This is a genomic window from Bradyrhizobium sp. MI1.3, assembly GCF_055811695.1.
The window spans coordinates 1-23,256 of record NZ_JBVVPQ010000041.1 but is presented as its reverse complement, the minus strand read 5'-3'; the positions used below and the strand labels follow the sequence as shown (position 1 = coordinate 23,256).

Here is a 23,256-nt window from a genome sequence, read left to right as displayed (position 1 = left end):
CTGTCAGTCGCCTGCCTGCGCCGGCGTGTTGCCGCCGGCGCTGTTCTGCCAGACCCATTCCTGGATTTCCGGCATGTCCTCGCCGTATTCGCGCACATAGCGCGAATGCTCGATCAGCTTGTCGCGGAATTGCTGCTTCACCTGCGCCGCCTTGGTGGCCAGTCCCGGCACGCGCTCGATCGCCTCGATCGCGAGGTGATAGCGGTCGAGCTCGTTGAGCACGACCATGTCGAACGGCGTCGTCGTGGTGCCTTCCTCGGCAAAGCCGCGGACGTGCATGCCGGCGTGGTTGGTGCGGTTATAGGTCAGCCGGTGGATCAGATAGGGATAGCCGTGATAGGCGAAGATCACCGGCTTGTCGCGCGTGAACAGGCCGTCGAAGTCGCGATCGGACAAACCGTGCGGGTGCTGCTCCCTGGGTTGCAGCGTCATGAGGTCGACGACGTTGACGACGCGGATCTTCAACTCGGGCAGCGCCTTGCGCAGCAGGTCGACGGCGGCGAGTGTTTCCAGTGTCGGCACGTCGCCGGCGCAGGCCATCACGACATCGGGCTCGCCATTCGCGTCTTCCGTGCCGGCCCAGCTCCAGATACCGATGCCGGCGTCGCAATGCGTGGCCGCCTCCTGCATCGACAGCCATTGCGGCGCCGGCTGCTTGCCGGCGACGATGACGTTGACGCGGTCATAGGTGCGCAGGCAATGATCGGCGATCCACAGCAGCGTGTTGGCGTCCGGCGGGAAGTAGATGCGGACGATGTCGGCCTTCTTGTTGGCGACGAGATCGACGAAACCGGGATCCTGATGGCTGAAGCCGTTGTGGTCCTGACGCCAGACATGCGAGGTGAGCAGATAGTTGAGCGAGGCGATCGGTCGCCGCCACGGCAGATGCCGGGTCACCTTCAGCCATTTGGCGTGCTGGTTGAACATGGAATCCACGATGTGGATGAACGCCTCGTAGCAGGAGAAGAAGCCGTGCCGGCCCGTGAGCAGATAGCCCTCTAACCAGCCCTGGCAGAGATGCTCGCTCAGGACTTCCATCACGCGTCCGTCCTGGGCGAGATGCACGTCGTAAGGTTTTGTCGGCTCCATCCAGACGCGTTCCGTGGCCTCGAACACCGCATCGAGCCGGTTTGACGCGGTCTCGTCCGGACCCATGATGCGGAAGTTGCGGGCCTCGGCGTTGAGGCGGATGACGTCGCGCAGGAATTTCCCGAGCTCGCGGGTCGCCTCCGCCACGACGCCGCCCGGCTGAGTTACCTCGACGGCGAAGCTGCGGAAGTCCGGCAGCTTCAGCTCCTTCTTCAGAAGGCCGCCATTGGCGTGCGGATTGGCACCCATGCGGCGATTGCCTTCGGGCGCGAGCGCCTGGAGCTCGGCAATCAGCGCGCCGTTGGCGTCGAACAGCTTTTCCGGCTCGTAGCTGCGCATCCAGTCTTCGAGAATCTTCAGATGCGCCGGATTCTCGCGGCAGTTCGCGACCGGCACCTGATGCGCCCGCCAAAAACCTTCGACCTTCTTGCCGTCGACTTCCTTGGGGCCGGTCCAGCCCTTCGGGCTGCGCAGCACGATCATCGGCCAGCGCGGGCGTTCGATGCTCTTGCGGCCGTCGCGGGCGTGCTGCTGGATCGACCGGATGCTGGCGAACGCGACATCCAGCGCGTCCGCCATGGCCTGATGCATCGGCTTGGGATCGTCGCCCTCGACGAACAGCGGCTCGTGGCCGAGCCCGCGGAACAGATTGCGGATCTCGTCGTCGCGCATCCGCCCGAGCACGGTCGGATTGGCAATCTTGTAACCGTTGAGATGCAGGATCGGCAGCACCGCACCGTCATGGGCAGGATTGAGGAACTTGTTGGAGTGCCAGGACGCGGCGAGCGGGCCGGTCTCGGCCTCGCCGTCGCCGACGACACAGGCGACGATCAGGTCGGGATTGTCGAAGGCCGCGCCATAGGCATGCACCAGCGCGTAGCCGAGCTCGCCGCCTTCGTGGATCGAACCGGGCGTTTCCGGCGCCGCGTGACTCGGGATGCCGCCGGGGAAGGAGAACTGTCTGAACAGCTTGCGCAATCCGTCGGCATCGCGCGCGATATCGGGATAGATCTCGCTGTAGCTGCCTTCGAGATAGGTGTTGGCGACCATGCCGGGGCCGCCGTGGCCGGGACCGCAGACATAGATCACGCTCAGGTCCAGCGCGCGGATGACGCGGTTGAGATGGGCGTAAATGAAGTTCAACCCGGGCGTCGTGCCCCAATGGCCGAGCAAACGCGGCTTGATGTGCTCGGGCCGTAACGGCTCGCGCAGCAGCGGATTGTCGAGCAGGTAGATCTGCCCGACGGAGATATAGTTCGCGGCGCGCCAGTAGCGGTCGAGCAGATCGAGGTCGCTGCTCGCTGCGGCCAATTGTTGTTGATTTGTCATGTTCCTGCCGACCTTCACCCGGGATCGTCACCAACCGAGTTCCGGCGAGATCGATCCTTCGGCAGCATCAAACGGGATCGCCGTGACGCCACTGTTGCGTGAGGTCAAAAGCGGGCGCGCGAAGTTTGGGCAGCTCTACTGTGCATGGGGTTGTTTTCACGTTTTTTGTTTGTGTTCTTGATTTGTTCCTTTGGCGTGCTATCTTGGCTTCATGAGTCCAGCATCCTCTCATGCTCTCAAGCACCCGCCGGTCACGGCGCCCTCCGAGCCGGCGGGTGCGCCTTCTGACTTCCCTGAGCTGGCGGTCGCCATCGACCGCCAGCGCAGGCGAGGCCGGGGCGCGCAGTCCAACGCCAGCGGCCGGTTCGAGGCCGAGGCGCGCGTCGCATTCGACGATGGCTGGCAAAGCCTTGAAGAACTGCCTCCGTTCAAGACCACGGTCGGGATCGACACCTCGCGCAAGGTGATTACCCGCAACGATTCTCCCGACATCGGCTTCGATCGTTCGATCAATCCCTACCGCGGCTGCGAGCACGGCTGCGTTTATTGCTTCGCGCGGCCGACCCATGCCTATCTCGGCCTGTCGCCGGGGCTCGACTTCGAGTCGAAGCTGTTCGTGAAGCCCGAGGCGCCGGCGCTGCTCGAGAAGGAGCTTGCAGCGCCGGGCTACGAGCCGCGGATGATCGCGATCGGCACCAACACCGATCCCTATCAGCCGATCGAACGCGAGCGCAAAATCATGCGCGGCATTCTGGAGGTGCTGGAGCGCGCCGGCCATCCCGTCGGGATCGTCACCAAGTCGGCGCTGGTGACCCGCGACATCGACATTCTCGCGCGCATGGCCAAGCGCAACCTCGCCAAGGTCGGGATCTCCGTGACCTCGCTCGATCCGAAATTGGCGCGCACCATGGAGCCGCGGGCGTCCACGCCGCCGAAGCGGCTGGAGGCGCTGAAGCAGCTTTCCGAGGCCGGCATTCCGACCACCGTCATGGTCGCCCCCGTCATCCCCGCGCTGAACGATTCCGAGATCGAGCGCATCCTGGACGCCGCCGCTCATGCCGGCGTCAAGGAAGCCTCCTACGTGTTGCTGCGGTTGCCGCTCGAGGTGCGCGATCTCTTTCGGGAATGGCTGATGGCGAACTATCCGGACCGCTATCGCCACGTCTTCACGCTGATCCGCGACATGCGCGGCGGCCGCGACTACGACGCGAAATGGGGCGAGCGCATGAAGGGCACCGGTCCGATGGCCTGGACCATCGGCCGCCGCTTCGAGATCGCCTGCGACAGGCTCGGGCTGAACAAGCGGCGCTCCAAGCTGACGACGGATCATTTTGCCAAGCCGAAGCGGAACGGCGATCAGCTCAGCCTGTTCTGAGGGACGAAGTGGGAGAGGCGTCGTATGAGTCAGGAACTGCCAGCTCCAATCCCGCGGCTCACCGTCATCACGCTGGGCGTGAATGACATCCGCGCCAGTATTGCCTTTTACGACGCGCTCGGGTTTTCGCGCCGGCTCAAGGTGACCGGTGAGGCCGTTGCGTTCTATGACACCGGCGGTCCGGTGCTCGCGCTGTTTCCCTGGGACCAGCTCGCGGTCGACGCCAGATTGCCGGATCATCCGAGGCCATCGACGTTCCGCGGCATGACGCTCGCTTGGAACTGCCGCGCGCGTGAGGAGGTGGATGCGGTGCTGGCTTTCGCCATCGGCAAGGGAGCCGCGCTGCTGAAGGCCGCGCATGAGACCGATTACGGCGGCTATTCCGGCTATTTCGCCGATCCTGATGGCCATCCATGGGAAGTCGTGGTCGCACCCGGCATCGACGTCGGCGAGGACCGGCGGGTGCATCTGGCGGAATAGGGCGGCTGACTTGAATCTTGAATAGCGGGAATTGTCCGAGGTTCCCGGTTGCGCAGGCCGTGCCGCTTGCGCACGATCCCGCCATGATTCGGGATCAGTCCGCCAAGAAGCCGGCCAAAGGTGCGCCCAAGAAGGCTGCGCCTGAAAACAAGAAAGCTGCGCCCAAAAAAATCGCCAAGGCGCTGGCCGGCACAAAGAGCGCCATCATCGTCGCCCCAAGCTTCCGCCGCGAGCGCGCGCTGATGAAGCGCGGCGTCTGGCCGGTGGCGGGCTGCGATGAGGCCGGCCGCGGGCCGCTGGCGGGTCCTGTGGTGGCGGCGGCGGTGATTCTCGATCCCGACCGCATCCCGCGCGGCATCGATGATTCCAAGCGCCTGACGGCCGAGGAGCGCGAAAGACTGTTCGACAAGATCTGCGCGACCGCCCAGGTCTCGGTGGCCGTCGCCTCGCGCGCCCGCATCGACCGCGACAACATCCTGCGCGCCTCGCTGTGGGCGCTGAAGCGCGCCGTGGTGGCGCTGCCCGAGCAGCCCCGGCACGTCTTCGTAGACGGCCGCGACCGGCTCGACACGGAATGCGATTGCGAGGCCGTGATCGGCGGCGACGGCATCGTCCTGTCGATCGCAGCGGCCTCGATCATCGCCAAGGTGACGCGGGACCGCCTGATGTGCGCGTTGGCTCAGGACTGTCCCGGCTACGGTTTCGAGCAGCACAAGGGCTACGCTGTGCCCGAGCACCTCGACGCGCTCAACCGCCTCGGTCCCACCGTCCACCATCGCAGCTTCTTCGCCCCCGTCGCCGCCGCCCGCGCCAAGCACATGCCCTGGACGGTCGAGCCGGCACAGGATCTGTTTGCGGTGACCGAGATCGAGCTGCAGGTGGACACGAGCCTGGAAGTCGACGCGTCGGCAAATCTCTAGACGAGACTCGGTTGCCACGACGCGCCGCGCCCTCTATCAAAATAGTCGTGAGCGAATAGGGCCGGCTTCACGGGTTGGCTGCATCTTTCGGACGTTGCATGCGGTTTACCTCCCTGGTCATCGAGCTCATTCGCGCGCGGCCGCGGCTGATCGTCTGGATCGCCGTGCTGCTCCAGGCCGCGATGTGGCTGCTCGTGGCGCTGGTGTTTTATCGCAGCCCGCCCGGCAGCCTCGCGACCCTGCTGGCGTTCGGCCGCGAATACCAGGTCGGCACTGATTTGGGTCCGCCCTTGCCGGTCTGGCTCGCCGACATCGCCTATCGCGCCGCCGGCGGCCACGTGTTCGGCGTCTACGTCCTGGCGGAGCTCTGTGGGGTCGCGACCTTCATCGCGCTCTATCATCTGTCCCGCGCGGTGGTCGGCCCCCAGCAGGCAGTGCTGGCCGTGCTGCTGACCATGACGCTGCTGGCCTTCTCCTCGCCCGCACTCGACTTCGGCCCCCTGGTGCTGGCGCGGCCGCTCTGGGCGCTGCTGCTGCTGCATTCCTGGCAGATCATCGGACAGCGCCGCGGCAATGCCTGGTTCGCCTGGTCGATCGAGGCGGGCCTCTTGCTGCTGACGACGCCGGCTGCGATCTTCTTCTTGCTGCTGATCGTCGTCTTCGCGCTCGCAAGCGCGGACGGCCGCCGCACGCTGCGCGCATTCGACCCACTGTTTGCGCTGGTGGTCGTCGCCGTGCTGGCATTGCCCTATGCCGTCTGGCTGATGCGCGCCGAGGTGCTCGTCCTGCCGGCCTTGCCTGAGGTCGCCCAGCTCAATGCCCGCGCCCTGCACGCGGCCTGGCTGCTCGGGGGGCTCCTGCTCGGTGCGGCGGCGATCCCGGCGCTGACGGTCCTCAACACCGGCCTGTTCGTTCCCAAGAGCGAGGAGGCGCCGATCATCTACCGCCCACCGGTCGAGCCGCTCGCGCGCAACTTCGTCTATTTCTTCGCGCTGGCGCCGCCACTCGGCGCGGTGCTGATCTCCGGCCTGCTGGGCCTCGACGCCGTCGTCGGCGGCGCCGGCGTCGTGCTGGTGTTGTCGGGGCTTGCCGTGGTCGTGGGGGCCGGCGATCTCATCGCGATGCGCCGCGCGAGGATGCTGCGGATGGTCTGGGCGGCCGCCGTCGTCGCGCCCGCACTCGGCGTCGTGCTCGCCGTCCTGCTCCTGCCGTGGACCGGTGCCAACGAGATCGCGACCTCGATGCCGGCGCGCGCGATTTCGGACTTCTTCGACGAGAGCTTTGCCCGTCGCACCAATCATCGCCTGCGCGCGGTCGCCGGCGAGACCCAGCTTGCGAGCCTGATCACGCTGCATTCCGGCCGGCCGCATCTCTTCATCGATGCCGAGCCTGCGCGGACGCCTTGGATCAATCAGGCCAAGTTCAGCGAGACCGGCGGCGTCGTGGTCTGGCGCGCCTCTGATACCGGCGGCACTCCGCCGCCGGACATCCTCGCGCGCTTTCCCGGCATCGTCCCGGAAGTCCCGCGCGCCTTCGAATGGCTGGTGACCGGACGCCAGCAACTGCTGCGCATCGGCTGGGCCATCGTGCGGCCGAAGGGGACTTAGTCGCTCGCCCTTTCCCTCGTCATTGCGAGGAGCGCTTGCGACGACGCAATCCAGAGTCCGCGGAAAGATTCTGGATTGCCTCGCTGCGCTCGCAATGACGGGGAAGGGTCGTACGGCTCCTCACGCCCCCGCCAGCGCCTTCGCGATCGCGCGCAGATCCTGCCAGGCCAGCCGCTTGTACGACGGCGAGCGCAACAGATAGGCGGGGTGGAAGGTCGGCAGCGCGCGGATGGTGCGCGCGCCCGTCTCGTAGTCGAACCAGCGGCCGCGGGTGCGCATGATGCCTTCGCGGGTCGACAGCAGCGTCTGCGTCGAGGGATTGCCGAGCGTCACCAGCACATCCGGATTCACCAGCTCGATCTGGCGCTGGATGAACGGCAGGCAGATTTGCGTCTCCTGCGGCGTCGGCGTGCGGTTGCCGGGCGGCCGCCAGGGGATCACGTTGGCAATGTACGCGGTGGTGCGGTTGAGGCCTATGGCTCCTATCATCAAATCGAGCAGCTTGCCGCTGCGCCCGACGAAGGGAAGCCCCTCGATGTCCTCGTCGCGGCCCGGTGCCTCGCCGACGAACATGATGCGCGCCTGCGGATTACCGTCGGCGAAAACCAACCGTGTCGCTGTGTGCTTCAGCGCGCAGCCGTCGAAGCCCTGCATCAGCTCGCGCAGCGCCTCCAAGGTCGGCGCGGTGCGTGCGGCCTCGCGCGCCGAGGCGATCGCGATGTCGGGTGCGGGCGCAGCCTCGCCGCGCAACACCGCCGGCGCGGCGGCCGGCCGTGGCGCCTCGAGCGGAGGTGGGGCGCGCGGGGCCGCAGGTGGAGCATCCAATTCCGCCAGGCGGTCGATCGGTTCCTCTGCGAGCGTGCAATCGACTCCGGCCTCCAGATAGAAGGCGAGAAGCTCTCGGACCGTGGGTGCGGGTTCTGGGATCATTGGAAAGTCTGACTATTAGTCCAGTTTGGGGCGCCTTGCACCCCGGCGAAACGCATTTCCGAGGTTGTCCTACCCGGAAAAATCGGAAACAAGAGGGCGCAATCGACCAAGGACCGTCTCAAGGGCTGAGATCAGATGAGCACCGAAGAACTTCCCCCGCGCGAATCCATGGAATTCGACGTCGTCATCGTCGGCGCCGGCCCCTCGGGCCTGGCTGCAGCGATCCGGCTGAAGCAGATCAATGCCGAACTCAATGTCGTCGTTGTGGAGAAGGGCTCCGAGGTCGGTGCGCATATTCTCTCCGGCGCCGTGATCGACCCGGCCGGGCTCGACAAGCTGATCCCGGACTGGCGCGAGGATTCCGATTGTCCTCTGAAGACCCAGGTGAAGGACGATCGCTTCTACTGGATGACGGGCGGCAGCGCGATCAGGCTGCCTAACTTCATCATGCCGCCGCTGATGGACAATCATCACTGCTATATCGGCTCGCTTGGCAATGTCTGCCGCTGGCTGGCGCGCAAGGCAGAGGCCCTCGGCGTCGAGATCTATCCGGGCTTTGCCGCGGCCGAGGTGCTCTATGACGAGCAGGGCGCGGTGAAGGGCATTGCCACCGGCGACATGGGCATCGGTCGGGACGGCAAGCCGAAGGACTCCTTTACCCGTGGCATGGAATTGCTCGGCAAGTACACGCTGTTCGCGGAAGGCGCGCGCGGCAGCCTGACCAAACAGCTCATCGCGAAGTTCGCGCTGGATACCACGAGCGAGCCGGCGAAATTTGGCATCGGGCTCAAGGAAGTCTGGCAGATCGATCCCGCCAAGCACCAGAAGGGCATGATCCAGCATTCGTTCGGCTGGCCGCTCGATCTGAAGACCGGCGGTGGCTCGTTCCTCTATCACTACGACGACAACCTCGTTGCCGTCGGCTTCGTCGTGCATCTCAACTACGACGACCCGTATCTGTCACCGTTCGACGAGTTTCAGCGTTTCAAGACCCATCCGTCGATCCGCTCCACCTTCGAAGGTGCCAAGCGGCTCGCCTATGGCGCGCGCGCCATCACCGAGGGCGGCTATCAGTCGGTCCCGAAACTCAGCTTCCCCGGCGGCGCCCTGATCGGCTGCGCGGCCGGCTTCGTCAACGTTCCCCGGATCAAGGGCGTGCACAACGCGATGGGCACGGGCATGCTCGCCGCCGAGCACGTTGCGTCCGCCATTGCCGCCGATCGCGCCAATGACGAGATCGTCGATTACGAGAACACCTGGCGCTCCTCCTCGGTCGGCAAGGATTTGTTCCTGGTCCGCAACGTCAAGCCGCTGTGGTCGAAGTTCGGCACAGTGCTCGGCGTTGCGCTCGGCGGCTTCGACATGTGGTGCAACACGCTGTTCGGCGGGTCCCTGTTTGGCACCCAGTCGCACGCGAAGCCCGATCGCGCGACGCTCGATCCGGCCAAGACCCACGCGCCGAGAACCTACCCGAAGCCTGACGGCAAGATTTCCTTCGACAAGCTCTCCTCGGTATTCCTGTCCAATACCAATCATGAGGAGGACCAGCCGGTCCATCTCAAGGTCACGGACATGAACCTCCAGAAGACGTCCGAGCACGACGTGTTTGCAGGTCCCTCGAATCGCTATTGCCCGGCCGGCGTCTATGAGTGGATCGAGGAAGGTTCCGGCCCGCGCTTCCAGATCAATGCCCAAAACTGCGTTCACTGCAAAACCTGCGACGTGAAGGACCCCAACGGCAACATCACCTGGGTTCCCCCCGAGGGCGGCGGCGGTCCGAACTACGAGGCGATGTAGGCGGGGTCCGCAAGATCCAGGTGACCAAGGCCCAAGGGCGACCAATATTGCGTGACCTTGGCCCTGCGACGCACGTTCGCGTGAGAACCCGGCCGCGGTCGCGGTCCGTGGTCACGATAAGGCCATACTGGCGGCGTCTTGGGGCGCTCTTGACCGGTCACTTGGCCGATTTGGGGCGTGCGGAGGGGATCGCCCGGCCCGAATCCTTGCGGTGAAGCGCCAAAAGCGGCATTGTCGGCCCGACGGTTCCGGGTCCCCATGCCACCGGCCGCGTTCGCATGCGATACGGCCTTCTTCAGACCCAGGCACTACCAACTCAAGGCGAGCCCTGATGTTTTCAAATCGTTTCAACCGCTGGACTGTTGCCGCCATCGCCCTCATGGGCACAGCGATCGCGACGGTCCCCGGCAGGGTCCTGGCGCAGACGCCGGATCATCCGTCCGACACGGCGGCGCAGTTTCCGACCCGAAACGATCTGAAGGCGCTGACCACTTCTGGCAGCTACCTCGCCGCCCGCCACGCCAGCGTCGAGCGCGATGCGGCCTCCGCCGCCGCGTTCTATCGCTCGGCCCTGCGCACCGATCCCAAGAACAACGAGCTGCTCGACCGCGCCTTCATCTCTTCGGTCGCCGACGGTGACATCGACGAAGCCGTCAAACTCGCCGAGCGCATCCTGACCATCGACAAGACCAACCGCGTTGCGCGCCTCGTCGTCGGCGTGCACGATCTCAAGTTCAAGAAGTACGCGACCGCGCAGACCAACATCAACCAGTCGATCCGCGGTCCGATCACCGATCTCGTCGCCACGCTGCTGTCGGGCTGGGCCGCCTATGGTGCGGGTGATGCCAAGGGCGGCGTCGCCACCATCGACAAGCTGGCCGGTCCGGAATGGTATCCGCTGTTCAAGGATCTCCATGCCGGCATGATCCTCGAGCTCGCCGGCAAGGAGAAAGACGCGGGCGCCCGGTTCGAGCGTGCCTACAAGCTCGACGATTCCATGTTGCGTGTCACCGAGGCCTATGCGCGCTGGCTGTCGCGCAACAAGGACTCGGCCGCCGCGACCACCGTCTACCAGGCTTTCGACAAGAAGCTCGCCCGCCATCCGCTGATCGTAGAAGGGTTGCGCGACACCAAGGCCGGCAAGAAGATGCCGCCGCTGGTCGATAGCGCGCAAGCCGGCGCCGCAGAAGCACTCTACGGCATCGGCGCCACACTGACCCGCCGCGGCGGCGAGGATCTGGCGCTGGTCTACCTCCAGCTCTCGCTCTACCTCCAGCCCACCCATCCCCTGGCGCTGCTCTCGCTCGCCGATCTCTATGAATCGGTGAAGCGGCCGCAGATGGCGATCAAGGTCTATGAGCGGGTGCCGGCGTCCTCGCCGCTCAAACGCAACGCCCAGATTCAGCTCGCCATCGATCTGGATTCCGCCGACCGCACCGACGAGGCGATCAAGATCCTCAAGGGCGTCACCACTGAGGATTCCAAGGATCTCGAAGCCATCATGGCGCTCGGCAACATCGAGCGCGGCCGCAAGAAGTTCGGCGAATGCGGCGCGACCTATTCGCAAGGCGTCGACGTGCTGCCGGCCGGCAACGACAAGGCCAACAGCGTCTGGTATTATTATCGCGGCATCTGCGAGGAGCGCTCCAAGCAGTGGGGCAAGGCCGAAGCCGACATGAAGAAGGCGCTGGAGCTGCAGCCCGACCAGCCCCACGTCCTCAACTATCTCGGCTATTCCTGGATCGACCAGGGCATCAATCTCGACGAAGGCATGAAGATGATCAAGCGGGCGGTCGAGCAGCGCCCGGATGACGGCTACATCGTCGACTCCCTTGGCTGGGCCTATTACCGCATCGGCAATTACGAGGACGCGGTGAAGAACCTCGAGCGCGCCATTGACCTCAAGCCCGAGGATCCCACGATCAACGATCACCTTGGCGACGCCTATTGGCGCGTCGGCCGCACGTTGGAAGCCAAGTTCCAGTGGGCGCACGCCCGCGATCTCAAGCCCGAAGCGGATGAGCTTCCGAAGATCGAGGCCAAGATTGCCAACGGAATGACCGACGACAATTCGAACTCCTCGGCTGCGCAGGCGGAGAAGGAGAAGAAAAAGGACGACGGCAAGGGCGGCTGAGTTGAGCGCATGATCCGGAAAAGTGTGTAGCGGTTTTCCGGCAAGATCATGCGTAGGAAGAACTAAGTTCTGGGGGCGTGTCGTCAATGCCGGCGTTGATTGAAGAAGGGCGCGCGAAGGTCAATCTGAGCCTTCGCGTGGTCGGCCGTCGTGCCGACGGCTATCATGATCTCGAAAGCGTGGTCGCGTTTGCCGACTGCGCCGACCGGCTCACGCTTGAGCCCGGCAGCGAGCTGAAGCTCACCACGACAGGGCCACTCGCGGCGGCCTGCGGCGATATGGCCGACAACCTCGTATTCAAGGCGGCCAAGCTCCTGGCCGAAGCCGTTCCGAACCTGAAGCTGGGCGCCTTTGCGCTCGACAAAGTGCTCCCGGTCGCGGCCGGAATCGGCGGCGGCTCGGCCGACGCGGCTGCGGCGCTGCGGTTGCTGGCGCGTCTCAACAATCTTTCGCTCGACGACCCGCGGCTGCAGAAGGTTGCGCTTGCGACCGGTGCCGACGTGCCGGTGTGTCTGTTCTCGCGCGCCTGCGACATGACCGGTGTCGGCGAACAGCTGCTGCCGCTCGCGTTGCCGGGCATGCCGTGCGTGATGGTCAATCCGCGCGTGCCGGTCGCGACCAAGGACGTGTTCCAGGCGCTGGGCCTGCGCAACGGCGAACTCCTGGTCGGCGCCACCTCCGTCCTCGACGCTCCGGCCTGGCCGGGCGAGGGCGCCTCCATTGCCGATTGGGTCGACACGCTCGAGACCGTCGCCAACGATCTCGAAGCCCCCGCGATGCGCATCGAGCCTGTCATCGGCGACGTGCTGGAAGCCTTGCGTGGCTCCGCCGGCGTCAAGCTTGCCCGCATGTCCGGCTCGGGTGCGACGTGCTTTGCGATCTATGGCGAATCTTCCGAAGCGCACGCCGCCGCCGAGACGATCCGCAGGGATCATTCCGGCTGGTGGGTGCACGCGGGGACGCTGAGCTAGGCCAGCCCGAGAAACTCCCGGATCTCACCTAACACCTCCTGCGGCTTGTCATGTTGCAGCCAGTGTCCGGCCCCGGCGATGGTCTCGACGCGCGCCTGCGGAAAGTAGCGCTCCAGGCCTGCGGCTCTCGCGCCAGCCAGAAAGCTTTCGCCGGCATTCAAGAGCAGCGTCGGACAGGTGATACGGGACCATAGCGCGACGTGGTCGTCCGGCCAGAGCCGGTGCGGCGCAGAGGCGCGCTGATAAGGATCGAACTTCCAGCTATAGGTACCGTCCTCGTTCTGCCGTGCGCCATGCGTTGCTAGATGCAGCGCGAGCTCGCGGGACAGCCGCTTGTTGTGAAGCACCATCTGCGCGGCGGCGGCCTCGAGGGTCGAATAGCGGCGCGGTGCGCGGTCGTGCAGCTTGTCGAGTTGACCGACCCATTTGCCGATGCGCTCATGCACCGGCGGTTTTGGAGTATCCGGCAACATCGTGACACCGTCGAGCACGACGAGCTTCGAGACCTGTTCGGGGAATGACCCTGTAAAGATCAGGCTGACCATGCCGCCCATGGAATGGCCGATGAGAGTGACTTGAGGTGCCGCGACGACGCGGACGAGCTGGACGAGATCGTACACATACTCGGTCAGCGCATAGCTGCCGCCTTTGGTCCAGTCGGAATCGCCGTGACCGCGCAGGTCGGGTGCGAGCACGTGAAAATGCGGCTGCAGCGACCGGGCGATGACGTCCCAGCTCCGGCAGTGATCGCGGCCGCCATGAACCAGGATGGCGACCGGCGCGCCGTCGTTGCCCCAATCGGCATAATGCAGCCGCAGGCCGTGAGACTCGTAAGTGCGGCTTTGCGGGGCGAGCATGGTGGAGCTATCCATTCACGGGCCGCCGCGCCAGTGCGAGCGACAGGCCGAGCCCTGCAATGAAGACGCCGGAGCCCTGGGTGAGACGTCGCATCAGATGCGGCCTTCCGATCAACTGCGTGCGTGTCGCGGAGGCCATCAGCACCACCACGATGTCGACGAGCGTGTTCAGCGTCACCGAGATCGCACCCAACATGATGAATTGCAGTGTCGGGTTCGATCCCGCGGGGTCAAGGAACTGCGGAATGAAGGCGAGGAAGAAGGCGGCGGTCTTCGGGTTCAGCGCCTCGACCAGCACGCCGTCGCGAAAGGCGCGCTTGTCGCCGACGGGCTCGCTGTCGAATGACAGCGTGCGGCCGGCGCTGCGAAAGGTCCTGATGCCGAGCCAGACCAGATAGAGTGCGCCGACAAACTTCACGGCGGCGAACAGCTCGGCGCTGGCAAGAATGATGGCGGAGATGCCGAGGCTGCCTGCGACCACATGAACCAGCCCGCCGAGCGCGGTGCCCACGGTCGATGCAAAACCGCTGGCGCGCCCTTCCGACAAGGTCCGTGCCGCGACGTAGAAAATACCGGGGCCGGGAACGGCGGCGATGAGACAAGCGGCGGCCAGGAACAGCCAGAAATTCGTGTTGATCATCCTGCTTTGGTAGCGATGCTTGCCGCGATTGCAAGGCCCCGTCGTCTACAAGGCTTGCGTTTAGCCCATCCGGCGGAAGATCACGCTGGCATTCACCCCGCCGAATCCGAACCCGTTCGAGATCGCGTGCTGCATCGGCATCGGGCGCGCCACACCGGCGACGATGTCGATGCCGTCAGCGGCGGGATCAGGGTTTTCGAGATTGAGCGTCGGCGGCGCGATCTGGTCGCGCAGGGCGAGCACGGTGAAGACCGCTTCCAGCCCACCCGCGGCGCCGAGCAGATGGCCGGTGGCCGATTTGGTCGCGCTCACGGCGATGCCGCGGTGACGACCGAACAGGGCGGCAATCGCGCCAAGCTCGCTCTCGTCGCCGGCCGGTGTCGACGTCGCATGCGCGTTCAGTTGCTGCAAATCCGCAGGCGCAAGCTTCGCCTGCCGGAGCGCGATCTCCATGGCGCGCCGCGCGCCGTCACCGTCAGGCGGACCCGATGTCATGTGATAGGCGTCCGCGGTCGTACCGTATCCGACAATCTCCGCGATCGGCGTCGCGCCACGCGCCAATGCATGCTCCAGCTCCTCGATCACCAGGATGCCGGCACCTTCGCCCATGACAAAACCGTCGCGGTCGCGATCGAACGGGCGCGAGGCGCGTGCGTCATTGAACCCGCTCGACAGTGCGCGGGCCGCAGCGAAGCCGCCGAGGCTGACGATGTCGATGCAGGCTTCCGCGCCGCCGCAGATCGCCACATCAGCCTCGCCCGCGCGGATCATGCGCGCGGCATCGCCGATCGCCTGAACGCCGGCGGCGCACGCCGTGACCGGTGTGCCCAGCGCTCCCTTGTAGCCGTATTTGATCGAGACGTGCCCCGCAGCGAGATTGGCGAGGAAAGAGGGGATCGTGAACGGCGACAGCCGGCGCGGGCCGCGCAGTTCGGTGATGCGCACCGCCTCCGCCATCGCCGGAAAACCGCCGACGCCGGAGGCGATGATCGTCGCGGTTCGTTCCTGTGCTGCCGCGTCCTGCGGTGTCCAGCCGGCCTGCGCCACAGCTTCTGCAGTGGCGAGCAGCGCGAACAGGATGAAGCGGTCCATCTTGCGCTGGTCTTTCGGCGCGGCGGCCTGCGCGGGATCGAAGCCGCCGTCCACATCATCGGCCTTGTCGGGCACGAGGCCGGCAATGCGTGCCGGCAGCGCCTGCGACCATTCCGGCAGCGGGCGCAGCCCGCTTTGACCGGCCAGCAGCCGGCGCCACGACAGTTCGACACCGCAGCCAAGCGGCGACACCGCGCCCATTCCCGTCACGACGATACGACGCATGTCAGTCTCCAGCCGGCGCGACGGCCGGGTTCATGGCTTTGAGCGAGGTCAGCCGTTTGCGCATGAGACGGCTGGCGCGGGGACCGGCGATGATGACCGCATTGGTGAGCGTAATCGGCTGCATGTCGGCGGCATCGACCACCACCGGATTGAATGGACGACGATCGCGCCGGTTCGCGAGCAGGATCGCTTCGCCCTTCGGTGCGAGATGCTTGTTGCCCCAGGCGAGCAGGGTCGCGACCACGGGGAAGAAGTCCCGGGCCTTGTCCGTCAGCACATATTCATAGCGCGGCGGCCGTTCATTGTAGCGGCGGCGGACGAACATACCGCTTTCGGTGAGATGGGCCAACCGCCGCGACAGGATGTTCGGCGCGATCCCGAGGCTTTGCGAAAATTCGTCGAACCTCGTTGCGCCCTGGAACGCATCCCGCAGGATCAAAATGCTCCACCATTCGCCGACCGTCTCCACGGCGCGGCCGACCGGACATTCCTGGATGGAAGGGGATTTGGGCTGCATGAGGCAAAGGTAGGAGAGTGGCTTGCAAAATGCAAGTTACTTGGCGAGCAGTGGCCGATGCGGGTGGAGGGAGCCAAGGCAGCTGCGAAGCTGGAGCTGTCGCTGCGCTCGCAATGACGGTGTTGATGAAGTGGTGAGGCTATCTCAACGATGTCGTCCCGGCGAAGGCCGGGACCCATAGCCACGACTGTTGTTGTGGTGGCACGATGGTGGCCACAGCGCGCTCAGACGACGCTGACCGGGGTAATGGATCCCGGCCTTCGCCGGGACGACACTGAGGGTGTGGCGACCAGCAAGCGCTAAGGATGCGGAGCCCTAATGCGACCGTGCCAGACAGAACGCCACGACCTGCTCCAGCGCGCTCTTCATTGGCGAGGATGGGAACAGCGCCAGCGCGTCCACCGCCATGGCGCCGTAGTGCTGGGCGCGGCTGCGCGTGTCTTCGAGCGCACGATGCTTGTTCATCAGCCCGATGGCGTGGTCGAGGTCGGTGTCGCCGATTTCGCCGCGCTCGAGCGCGCGGATCCAGAAGGCGCGCTCGGTGTCGTTGCCGCGGCGGAAGGCGAGCACGACGGGCAGCGTGATCTTGCCCTCGCGGAAATCGTCGCCGGTATTCTTGCCGAGCTTCGCGCTCTTGCCGCCATAGTCGAGCACGTCGTCGACGAGCTGGAAGGCGATGCCGAGATTCATGCCGACCGAGCGGCAGGCGGTCTGCTCCGCCTTCGGACGATTGGCGATCACGGGGCCGACCTCGCAGGCGGCCGCGAATAGCTCGGCGGTCTTGCCACGGATCACGGCGAGATATTCGTCCTCGGTGGTCGCGGTGTTCTTGGCGGCGGCAAGCTGCATCACCTCGCCCTCGGCGATTGTGGCGGCGGCCGCGGAGAGAATGTCGAGCGCACGGAGCGAGCCGACCTCGACCATCATGCGGAAGGCCTGGCCGAGCAGGAAGTCGCCGACCAGCACGCTCGCCTCATTGCCCCAGAGCATGCGCGCCGACAGCTTGCCGCGGCGCATCTCGCTCTCGTCGACGACGTCGTCATGGAGCAGGGTGGCGGTATGCATGAATTCGACGCTGGCGGCGAGCTTGATATGGCCGTCGCCGGTGTAGCCGGCGAGGTTGGCCATGGCCAGCGTCAGCATCGGCCGCAGGCGCTTGCCCCCGGAGGAGATCAAATGGTTGGCGACCTCCGGGATCATGGTCACGTCCGAACCGGTCCGCGACAGGATCGTGGCGTTGACGCGCTCCATGTCACCGGCGACAAGGGCAACCAGCTCTTCGATCGACGCGCCGGGAGTTTCGAAAGGTACGATGACGGCCACGCCGGTCTCCAATATTTGCCCCGGAAGGGCTATTCTGATGGAAAGACAATAGAAACTGGACGGGGATGCGGCAAGGGCCGTGGAACCATTGACATTTGGCGCTTAATCCCCGTCAGGCAGGAGGCCTGTGTTTTGCGAGAACTGGTTCGGACCAACGATATGGTGCTGGTGTCGGCGATCGGCGCGCTGCTCGACGGCGCCAACATCCATCATCTGGTGCTGGACCAGAACATGAGCATCATCGAGGGCTCGCTCGGCATTTTGCCGCGGCGGATCCTGGTCCACGAGGACGACGCCCTCGAAGCCCGGCAGCTTCTGACCGAGGCAGGCCTCAGCCACGAACTGCGCGGCGATGAGTGAAGCCCTGGCAGACCTCACCGAGGACGCCTTTCTCGGCGGCCAATTGCGGCTGAAGCAGAAGCGGTCCGGCCATCGCGCCGGGCACGATGCCATTCTGCTCGCGGCGGCGACGGAGGCGAGGGCGGGCGACCGTGTCGTCGATCTCGGTGCCGGCATCGGCACGGCCGGGCTTGCGTTGGCTCGGCGCGTTGCCGGGATCAGGCTCGGCCTGGTCGAGATCGATCCCGAGCTGGCGGAGCTTGCGCGCGCCAATGCGGCAGCGAATGCGATTGCCGCCGAGACAATCGTGCTCGACGTCACCGCGGACGCGCAGGCCTTCGCGGCCAGCGGGCTCGCGCCCGACAGCGTCGACGTGGTGCTGACGAACCCGCCCTTCAACGATCCCGCTCGCCATCGCGGCTCGCCCGACCAGGCGCGCCAGATCGCGCATGTGGCGACGGATGAGACGCTGAATGCCTGGGTGCATGCGGCGCGGCGCATCCTCCGATCGAATGGCGCGCTGACATTGATATGGCGCGCAGACGGGATCGCGGAGGTTTTGGCGGCGCTGTCTCGCGGCTTCGGCAGTCTTGTGATTCTGCCGGTTCACGGTGAAGCCGGGCGGCCCGCGATCCGCGTGCTGGTTCGCGCGATCAAGGGCGGAAGGGCTCCGGTACGATTGTTGCCGGGCCTCATGCTCAACGAGGAGTCCCGCGTGCCTAAAAAAGAGGTGATGGATATTCTGGAGGGAAGGGCGGTTCTACCCCTGGTGGAACCGTGCTGAGCTATTGCGGAAGCGATTCCGACTGCTGCTCTTGCGGAGTCGTCAGGCGGATCGCCATGAACAGCGCACCGATCAGCAGCATCAGCAGATAGATTTTCATGGTGTTCTCCGCTGGCCCATTGCAGCCTCTCAACGGGGTTTTTGCAAAACACGTTCCGGGCCCTTCCAATGACAGTCGCGTGATAAGAAATGGTTAATCAGAGGTAACGGCATGGCCGAACAATTGAACGATCGTGAGAGTTCCGGCCTGGCCGACAAGCTCATGCAATATCTGCCGGCGCGCTTCCGTCCCGGCACGGCCGTGGTGCCGGTGGTGCGGTTGTCCGGGGTGATCGGCGCGGTGACGCCGCTGCGCCCGGGCATGACGCTCGCGACCGTTTCGCGGGTGCTGGAGCGGGCGTTCTCGATGCGCAACGCCAAGGCGGTGGCGCTGGTGATCAATTCGCCTGGCGGCTCGCCGGTGCAGTCGCGCCAGATCTACCTGCGCATCAAGCAGCTCGCGGCGGAGAAGAAGCTGCCGGTGCTGGTGTTCGTCGAGGACGTCGCGGCCTCCGGCGGCTACATGATCGCCTGCGCCGGGGACGAGATCATCTGCGATCCGTCCTCGATCCTCGGCTCGATCGGCGTGGTCGGCGGCAGCTTCGGTTTCCAGGAGGCGATCAAGCGGCTCGGCATCGAGCGGCGCCTGTACACTGCCGGTGCGCACAAGGCGATGCTCGACCCGTTTCTCCCTGAAAACCCCGACGACGTCGCCAAGCTGAAGGCGCTCCAGCGCGAGATCCACCAGATCTTCATCGCGCTGGTGAAGGAGAGCCGCGGCACACGGTTGAAGGGCTCCGACGACACCCTGTTCACGGGCGAATACTGGGCCGGCGAGACTTCGATCGCGCTCGGGCTCGCCGACAGCATCGGCGATCTCCGCTCAACTCTTCGTGCCCGCTATGGCGAGAAGGTTCTCACCCCCGTGATTGCCCAGCCGACCGGTCTGCTCTCCAGCCTTTTGGGCCGGAAATCGCCCGGCGCGGGGCAGCTTTCGGCTCTGGAATCGATGGCCGGCCTGCCGGACGACCTGATCTCGGCGGTCGAGACGCGCGCGATCTGGGCGAAATTCGGGTTCTAGACGGAGCCCCTCCGCGCCATTTGGCCCCAAGGAGACTTGAAGCCGTACCAATTGCGGCGCGGCCCGGTCTGCGCAAGAATGAGCGTGGGGGCTGAGCATTGTGAACAAGGAACGACCAATGCCGCCGTTCGTCGCATTCGCGGGCGTCCTGGGTGGGCTTGCCGTGGTCCGCTGGGCCTACAAGACCGCTATCAGGATTAACCAGGAGCTGGAGGAGATGCGCCTCTCGCGCGTCGCCGAGGCCGCCCATGCCGGGGATATTCAGACGCTGAAGCGTGACCCCGTGAGTGGATCTTACCGGCCGGGGTAGCCGCCACAGGCGTCATGCCCGGGGCTTGTCCCGGGCATCCACGTTCTTCGTACCGCGGGGAAGGCGTGGATGGCCGGGACAAGCCCGGCCACGACGAAGAGTTCGTCGCCCTGCGAATCCACCCCCTTCGCCTTGATTCCCACCCCTGCCGTCGATACGGTCCCGCGCGATTCAACCCCCCGCGAGAGCCCGATCTGACGATGGACGCCTCCTTGCCCGCCCATATGCGCCCGGAACGCTCGTTCCAGGGTTTTATCCTCGCGCTCCAGCGGTTCTGGGCCGAGCAGGGCTGCGTGATCCTGCAGCCCTACGACATGGAGATGGGTGCGGGCACCTTCCATCCGGCGACGACGCTGCGCGCGCTCGGGCCAAAGCCGTGGAATGCGGCCTATGTGCAGCCCTCGCGGCGGCCCAAGGACGGCCGCTACGGCGAGAATCCGAACCGGATGCAGCACTACTACCAGTTCCAGGTGATCATGAAGCCGTCGCCGCCGAACCTTCAGGAGCTGTACCTGAAGTCGCTCGCCGCGATCGGCATCGATGCCGCCATGCACGACATCCGCTTCGTCGAGGACGATTGGGAGAGCCCGACGCTGGGCGCCTGGGGCCTCGGCTGGGAGTGCTGGTGCGACGGCATGGAAGTCAGCCAGTTCACCTATTTCCAGCAGGTCGCGGGTGTCGAATGCGCGCCGGTCGCGGGCGAGCTCACCTACGGACTCGAGCGGCTCGCGATGTACGTGCAGGGCGTCGATCGCGTCTACGACCTCAACTTCAACGGCCGCGACGGTGACGCCAAGGTCACCTATGGCGATGTCTTCCTGCAGGCCGAGCGGGAATATTCGAAGCACAATTTTGAGATCGCCGACACCGCGATGCTGTTCGAGCAATTCAAGATGGCGGAATCCGCTTGCAGGAAATATCTCGACGCGGGTTGGAAAGATGGCAAGCGCGAGGCGCATCTGATGTCGCTGCCAGCCTATGACCAGTGCATCAAGGCGAGCCATGTGTTCAACCTGCTCGACGCGCGCGGCGTGATTTCGGTGACCGAGCGGCAGAGCTACATCCTTCGCGTGCGCGAACTGGCAAAGGCTTGCGGCGAGGCCTGGATACACACCGAAGCCGGTGGAGCGGCCTGATGCCTGATTTGTTGCTTGAACTGTTCTCCGAAGAAATCCCCGCGCGCATGCAGGCCAAGGCGGCGGAGGATCTGCGCCGCATGGTCACCGACAAGCTCGTCGCCGAAGGTCTCGTCTACGAAGGCGCCAAGGCGTTCGCGACGCCGCGCCGCCTCGCGCTCACCGTGCACGGCATCCCTGCGCGCCAGCCTGACCTCAAGACCGAACGCCGTGGACCAAAGATCGGCGCGGCCGATGCGGCCGTGCAGGGTTTTCTGAAAGCGACGGGGTTGACGTCGCTGGACGAGGCCAAGATCCAGCGCGACCCGAAGGGCGACTTCTACATCGCGCTGATCGAGAAACCCGGCCGCGACGCGATCGACGTGCTCGCGGAAATCCTCCCCGTGGTCATCCGCACCTTCCCCTGGCCGAAATCGATGCGCTGGGGCGCGCGCTCCGGAAAACCGGGCTCGCTGAGCTGGGTGCGTCCGCTGCACGCGATCACCGCGACGTTCGGGCTCGAGACCGAAGAGCCCGATGTCGTCAAATTCTCGGTGGACGGCATCGAGGCCGGCCAGACCACCTACGGCCATCGCTTCATGGCACCTAGCGCGATCTCCGTGCGCCGCTTCGAGGATTACGAAGCGAAGCTGAAGGCCGCAAAAGTCATCCTCGATCCGCAGGCGCGCAAGGACATCATCTTCGCCGACGCCAAGGAGCTGACCTTCGCGCAAGGGTTCGAACTGGTCGAGGACCAGGCGCTGCTCGATGAGGTTTCGGGCCTCGTCGAATGGCCCGTCGTCATGATGGGATCGTTCGAAGCGGAATATCTCGCGATCCCCGACGAGGTGATCCGCGCGACCATCCGCAACAACCAGAAGTGCTTCGTCGTCAAAGATCCCAAGACCGGCAAGCTGACCAACAAGTTCGTCCTCACCGCCAATATCGAGGCGCCCGACGGCGGCAAGACCATCGTCGCCGGCAACGAACGCGTGATCCGTCCGCGGCTGAGCGATGCGAAATTTTTCTACGAGACGGACCTGAAGACGAAGCTGGAAGACCGGCTGCCGAAGTTCGAGCAGATCGTGTTTCACGAGAAGCTTGGCACGCAGGCCGCGCGTATCAAGCGGATCGAACGCCTCGCCGCCGAGATCGCGCCGCTCGTCGGTGCCGATGTCGCGAAGGCGACGCGTGCCGCGCATCTGGCGAAGGCGGATCTGCTGACGGAAGTCGTCGGCGAATTCCCCGAGGTGCAGGGCCTGATGGGCAAGTACTACGCGCTGGCCCAGGGCGAGGATGCCTCCGTGGCCGCCGCTTGCGAGGAGCACTACAAGCCGCAAGGGCCCGCGGATCGCGTGCCGACCGATCCGGTCAGCGTCGCAGTGGCGCTCGCGGACAAGCTCGATACGCTGGTGGGCTTCTGGGCAATCGACGAGAAGCCGACGGGAAGCAAGGACCCGTATGCGCTGCGTCGTGCGGCGTTGGGCGTGATCAGGCTGATCGCTGAGAACGCACTGCGTCTGTCGATCATGAAGATGGCGGCGTCCGCACTCGCCGGCTTGTCCTTGAAGCCTGCCGATGCGCAGAAGCTTCCGACCGACCTGCTTGCTTTCTTCGCTGATCGCCTGAAGGTTCAGCTCCGAGAGCAGGGCGCGCGGCATGATCTCGTCGACGCCGTGTTCGCGCTCGGCGGCCAGGATGATTTGCTGATGATCGTTCGCCGCGTCGAGGCGCTCGGCAAGTTTCTCGAGACCGACGACGGCAAGAATTTGCTCGCCGGCATCAAGCGCGCCAGCAATATCCTCGGCATCGAGGAGAAGAAGGACAAGCGCAGCTTCGACGGCGCGCCCGATGCCGCGCTCTACGGTCTCGGCGAGGAGAAGGCGCTGGCCAAGGCGATCGACGAGGTGAAGGCGGAAGCCAGCGCTGCTGTCGCGAAGGAAGACTTCGCTGCCGCGATGAGTGCGATGGCCAAGCTACGCCCGCCGGTCGATGCGTTCTTCGAGAAAGTTCGCGTCAACGACGAGGATGCGAAGGTGCGCGAAAACCGCCTGAAGCTGCTCAACGAGATCCGCAGCGCCACGCGTGCGGTGGCGGATTTCTCGAAGATCCAGGATTGACCTCGTGCCCCGGACGCGGCGCAGCGCGTAGCGTTGCGGCGCAGAGCCGGGACCCAGAATCTTTTGCGGCGGCATGGGCCCCGCTCTGCAGCGCACCGCTAAGAAGCGCTGCGCCGCGTCCGGGGCACGAGGTCAATCCTGGATCTTCGAGAAATCCGCCACCGCACGCGTGGCGCTGCGGA

General features: G+C 65.3%; 20 protein-coding genes. 13 read left to right on the top strand and 7 right to left on the bottom strand.

What is annotated here, in order from left to right:
• Positions 1-3: 3 nt before the first annotated feature.
• Positions 4-2,418 (bottom strand): phosphoketolase family protein, encoded by a 2,415-nt coding sequence (locus AC0L3A_RS26145; protein WP_007594982.1) that lies wholly within the window; start codon positions 2,416-2,418, stop codon positions 4-6.
• Between the two features lie 211 nt (positions 2,419-2,629).
• On the opposite strand from AC0L3A_RS26145, the gene AC0L3A_RS26140 reads away from it, so the two are divergent.
• The 4 genes from AC0L3A_RS26140 to AC0L3A_RS26125 all read left to right on the top strand — a co-directional run bounded on the left by AC0L3A_RS26140 (position 2,630) and on the right by AC0L3A_RS26125 (position 6,800).
• A complete protein-coding gene (locus tag AC0L3A_RS26140) occupies positions 2,630-3,793 on the top strand; it encodes a PA0069 family radical SAM protein (RefSeq protein ID WP_007594981.1) in 1,164 nt (387 codons plus the stop codon).
• Between the two features lie 24 nt (positions 3,794-3,817).
• The gene (locus AC0L3A_RS26135) at positions 3,818-4,273 is read left to right on the top strand and encodes a VOC family protein (RefSeq protein WP_007594979.1); all 456 of its coding nucleotides are present in this window, start codon (positions 3,818-3,820) and stop codon (positions 4,271-4,273) included.
• A gap of 83 nt (positions 4,274-4,356) precedes the next feature.
• Positions 4,357-5,193: a ribonuclease HII gene (locus AC0L3A_RS26130; RefSeq protein ID WP_354162095.1), complete on the top strand. Its 837-nt coding sequence runs from the start codon at positions 4,357-4,359 to the stop codon at positions 5,191-5,193.
• A gap of 98 nt (positions 5,194-5,291) precedes the next feature.
• Positions 5,292-6,800, top strand: a complete 1,509-nt coding sequence (locus AC0L3A_RS26125) for a glycosyltransferase family 39 protein (protein ID WP_007594977.1) — start codon at positions 5,292-5,294, stop codon at positions 6,798-6,800.
• A 120-nt stretch (positions 6,801-6,920) separates the two neighbouring features.
• Here the strand turns inward: AC0L3A_RS26125 and AC0L3A_RS26120 are convergent, their stop codons facing one another.
• Positions 6,921-7,730 carry a uracil-DNA glycosylase gene (locus tag AC0L3A_RS26120; RefSeq protein WP_007594976.1) on the bottom strand — a complete coding sequence of 270 codons (810 nt, stop codon included), beginning with the start codon at positions 7,728-7,730 and terminating at the stop codon, positions 6,921-6,923.
• Between the two features lie 135 nt (positions 7,731-7,865).
• On the opposite strand from AC0L3A_RS26120, the gene AC0L3A_RS26115 reads away from it, so the two are divergent.
• The 3 genes from AC0L3A_RS26115 (at position 7,866) to AC0L3A_RS26105 (ending at position 12,632) form a co-directional block, all read left to right on the top strand.
• On the top strand, positions 7,866-9,527 hold the full coding sequence (locus AC0L3A_RS26115; RefSeq protein WP_007594975.1) for an electron transfer flavoprotein-ubiquinone oxidoreductase: 1,662 nt from the start codon (positions 7,866-7,868) through the stop codon (positions 9,525-9,527).
• 331 nt (positions 9,528-9,858) lie between these two features.
• Positions 9,859-11,661 (top strand): tetratricopeptide repeat protein, encoded by a 1,803-nt coding sequence (locus tag AC0L3A_RS26110; RefSeq protein ID WP_007594974.1) that lies wholly within the window; start codon positions 9,859-9,861, stop codon positions 11,659-11,661.
• Positions 11,662-11,747: 86 nt separating this feature from the next.
• Positions 11,748-12,632, top strand: coding sequence for a 4-(cytidine 5'-diphospho)-2-C-methyl-D-erythritol kinase (locus AC0L3A_RS26105; protein WP_007594972.1), 885 nt, complete (start codon positions 11,748-11,750; stop codon positions 12,630-12,632).
• On the opposite strand, the gene AC0L3A_RS26100 is transcribed toward AC0L3A_RS26105, so the two are convergent.
• From AC0L3A_RS26100 to AC0L3A_RS26080, 5 genes are all read right to left on the bottom strand, one after another.
• On the bottom strand, positions 12,629-13,489 hold the full coding sequence (locus tag AC0L3A_RS26100) for an alpha/beta fold hydrolase (protein ID WP_007594970.1): 861 nt from the start codon (positions 13,487-13,489) through the stop codon (positions 12,629-12,631). The genes AC0L3A_RS26105 and AC0L3A_RS26100 overlap by 4 nt on opposite strands.
• A gap of 7 nt (positions 13,490-13,496) precedes the next feature.
• The gene (locus tag AC0L3A_RS26095; protein ID WP_007594968.1) at positions 13,497-14,129 is read right to left on the bottom strand and encodes a LysE family translocator; all 633 of its coding nucleotides are present in this window, start codon (positions 14,127-14,129) and stop codon (positions 13,497-13,499) included.
• 60 nt (positions 14,130-14,189) lie between these two features.
• Positions 14,190-15,446, bottom strand: coding sequence for a beta-ketoacyl-ACP synthase II (gene fabF, locus AC0L3A_RS26090; protein WP_007594967.1), 1,257 nt, complete (start codon positions 15,444-15,446; stop codon positions 14,190-14,192).
• Position 15,447: 1 nt separating this feature from the next.
• Complete coding sequence (locus AC0L3A_RS26085; protein WP_007594966.1) at positions 15,448-15,963, bottom strand: winged helix-turn-helix transcriptional regulator; 516 nt, start codon at positions 15,961-15,963, stop codon at positions 15,448-15,450.
• Positions 15,964-16,278: 315 nt separating this feature from the next.
• Positions 16,279-17,286 (bottom strand): polyprenyl synthetase family protein, encoded by a 1,008-nt coding sequence (locus AC0L3A_RS26080; protein ID WP_007594965.1) that lies wholly within the window; start codon positions 17,284-17,286, stop codon positions 16,279-16,281.
• Between the two features lie 132 nt (positions 17,287-17,418).
• On the opposite strand from AC0L3A_RS26080, the gene AC0L3A_RS26075 reads away from it, so the two are divergent.
• The 6 genes from AC0L3A_RS26075 to glyS all read left to right on the top strand — a co-directional run bounded on the left by AC0L3A_RS26075 (position 17,419) and on the right by glyS (position 23,074).
• Positions 17,419-17,646, top strand: a complete 228-nt coding sequence (locus tag AC0L3A_RS26075; protein ID WP_007594964.1) for a putative signal transducing protein — start codon at positions 17,419-17,421, stop codon at positions 17,644-17,646.
• The gene (locus AC0L3A_RS26070; RefSeq protein ID WP_007594958.1) at positions 17,639-18,409 is read left to right on the top strand and encodes a tRNA1(Val) (adenine(37)-N6)-methyltransferase; all 771 of its coding nucleotides are present in this window, start codon (positions 17,639-17,641) and stop codon (positions 18,407-18,409) included. Before AC0L3A_RS26075 ends, AC0L3A_RS26070 begins: the two co-directional genes overlap by 8 nt.
• Positions 18,410-18,620: 211 nt before the next feature.
• Entirely contained in the window at positions 18,621-19,529 is a 909-nt protein-coding gene (locus AC0L3A_RS26065) for a S49 family peptidase (protein ID WP_473255434.1), read from the top strand.
• Positions 19,530-19,647: 118 nt separating this feature from the next.
• Complete coding sequence (locus AC0L3A_RS26060) at positions 19,648-19,839, top strand: hypothetical protein (RefSeq protein WP_007594955.1); 192 nt, start codon at positions 19,648-19,650, stop codon at positions 19,837-19,839.
• Between the two features lie 200 nt (positions 19,840-20,039).
• Positions 20,040-20,975, top strand: a complete 936-nt coding sequence (locus AC0L3A_RS26055) for a glycine--tRNA ligase subunit alpha (RefSeq protein WP_007594954.1) — start codon at positions 20,040-20,042, stop codon at positions 20,973-20,975.
• On the top strand, positions 20,975-23,074 hold the full coding sequence (gene glyS / locus AC0L3A_RS26050; protein WP_007594953.1) for a glycine--tRNA ligase subunit beta: 2,100 nt from the start codon (positions 20,975-20,977) through the stop codon (positions 23,072-23,074). The genes AC0L3A_RS26055 and glyS overlap by 1 nt, the downstream gene beginning before the upstream one ends.
• Positions 23,075-23,256 lie beyond the last annotated feature (182 nt).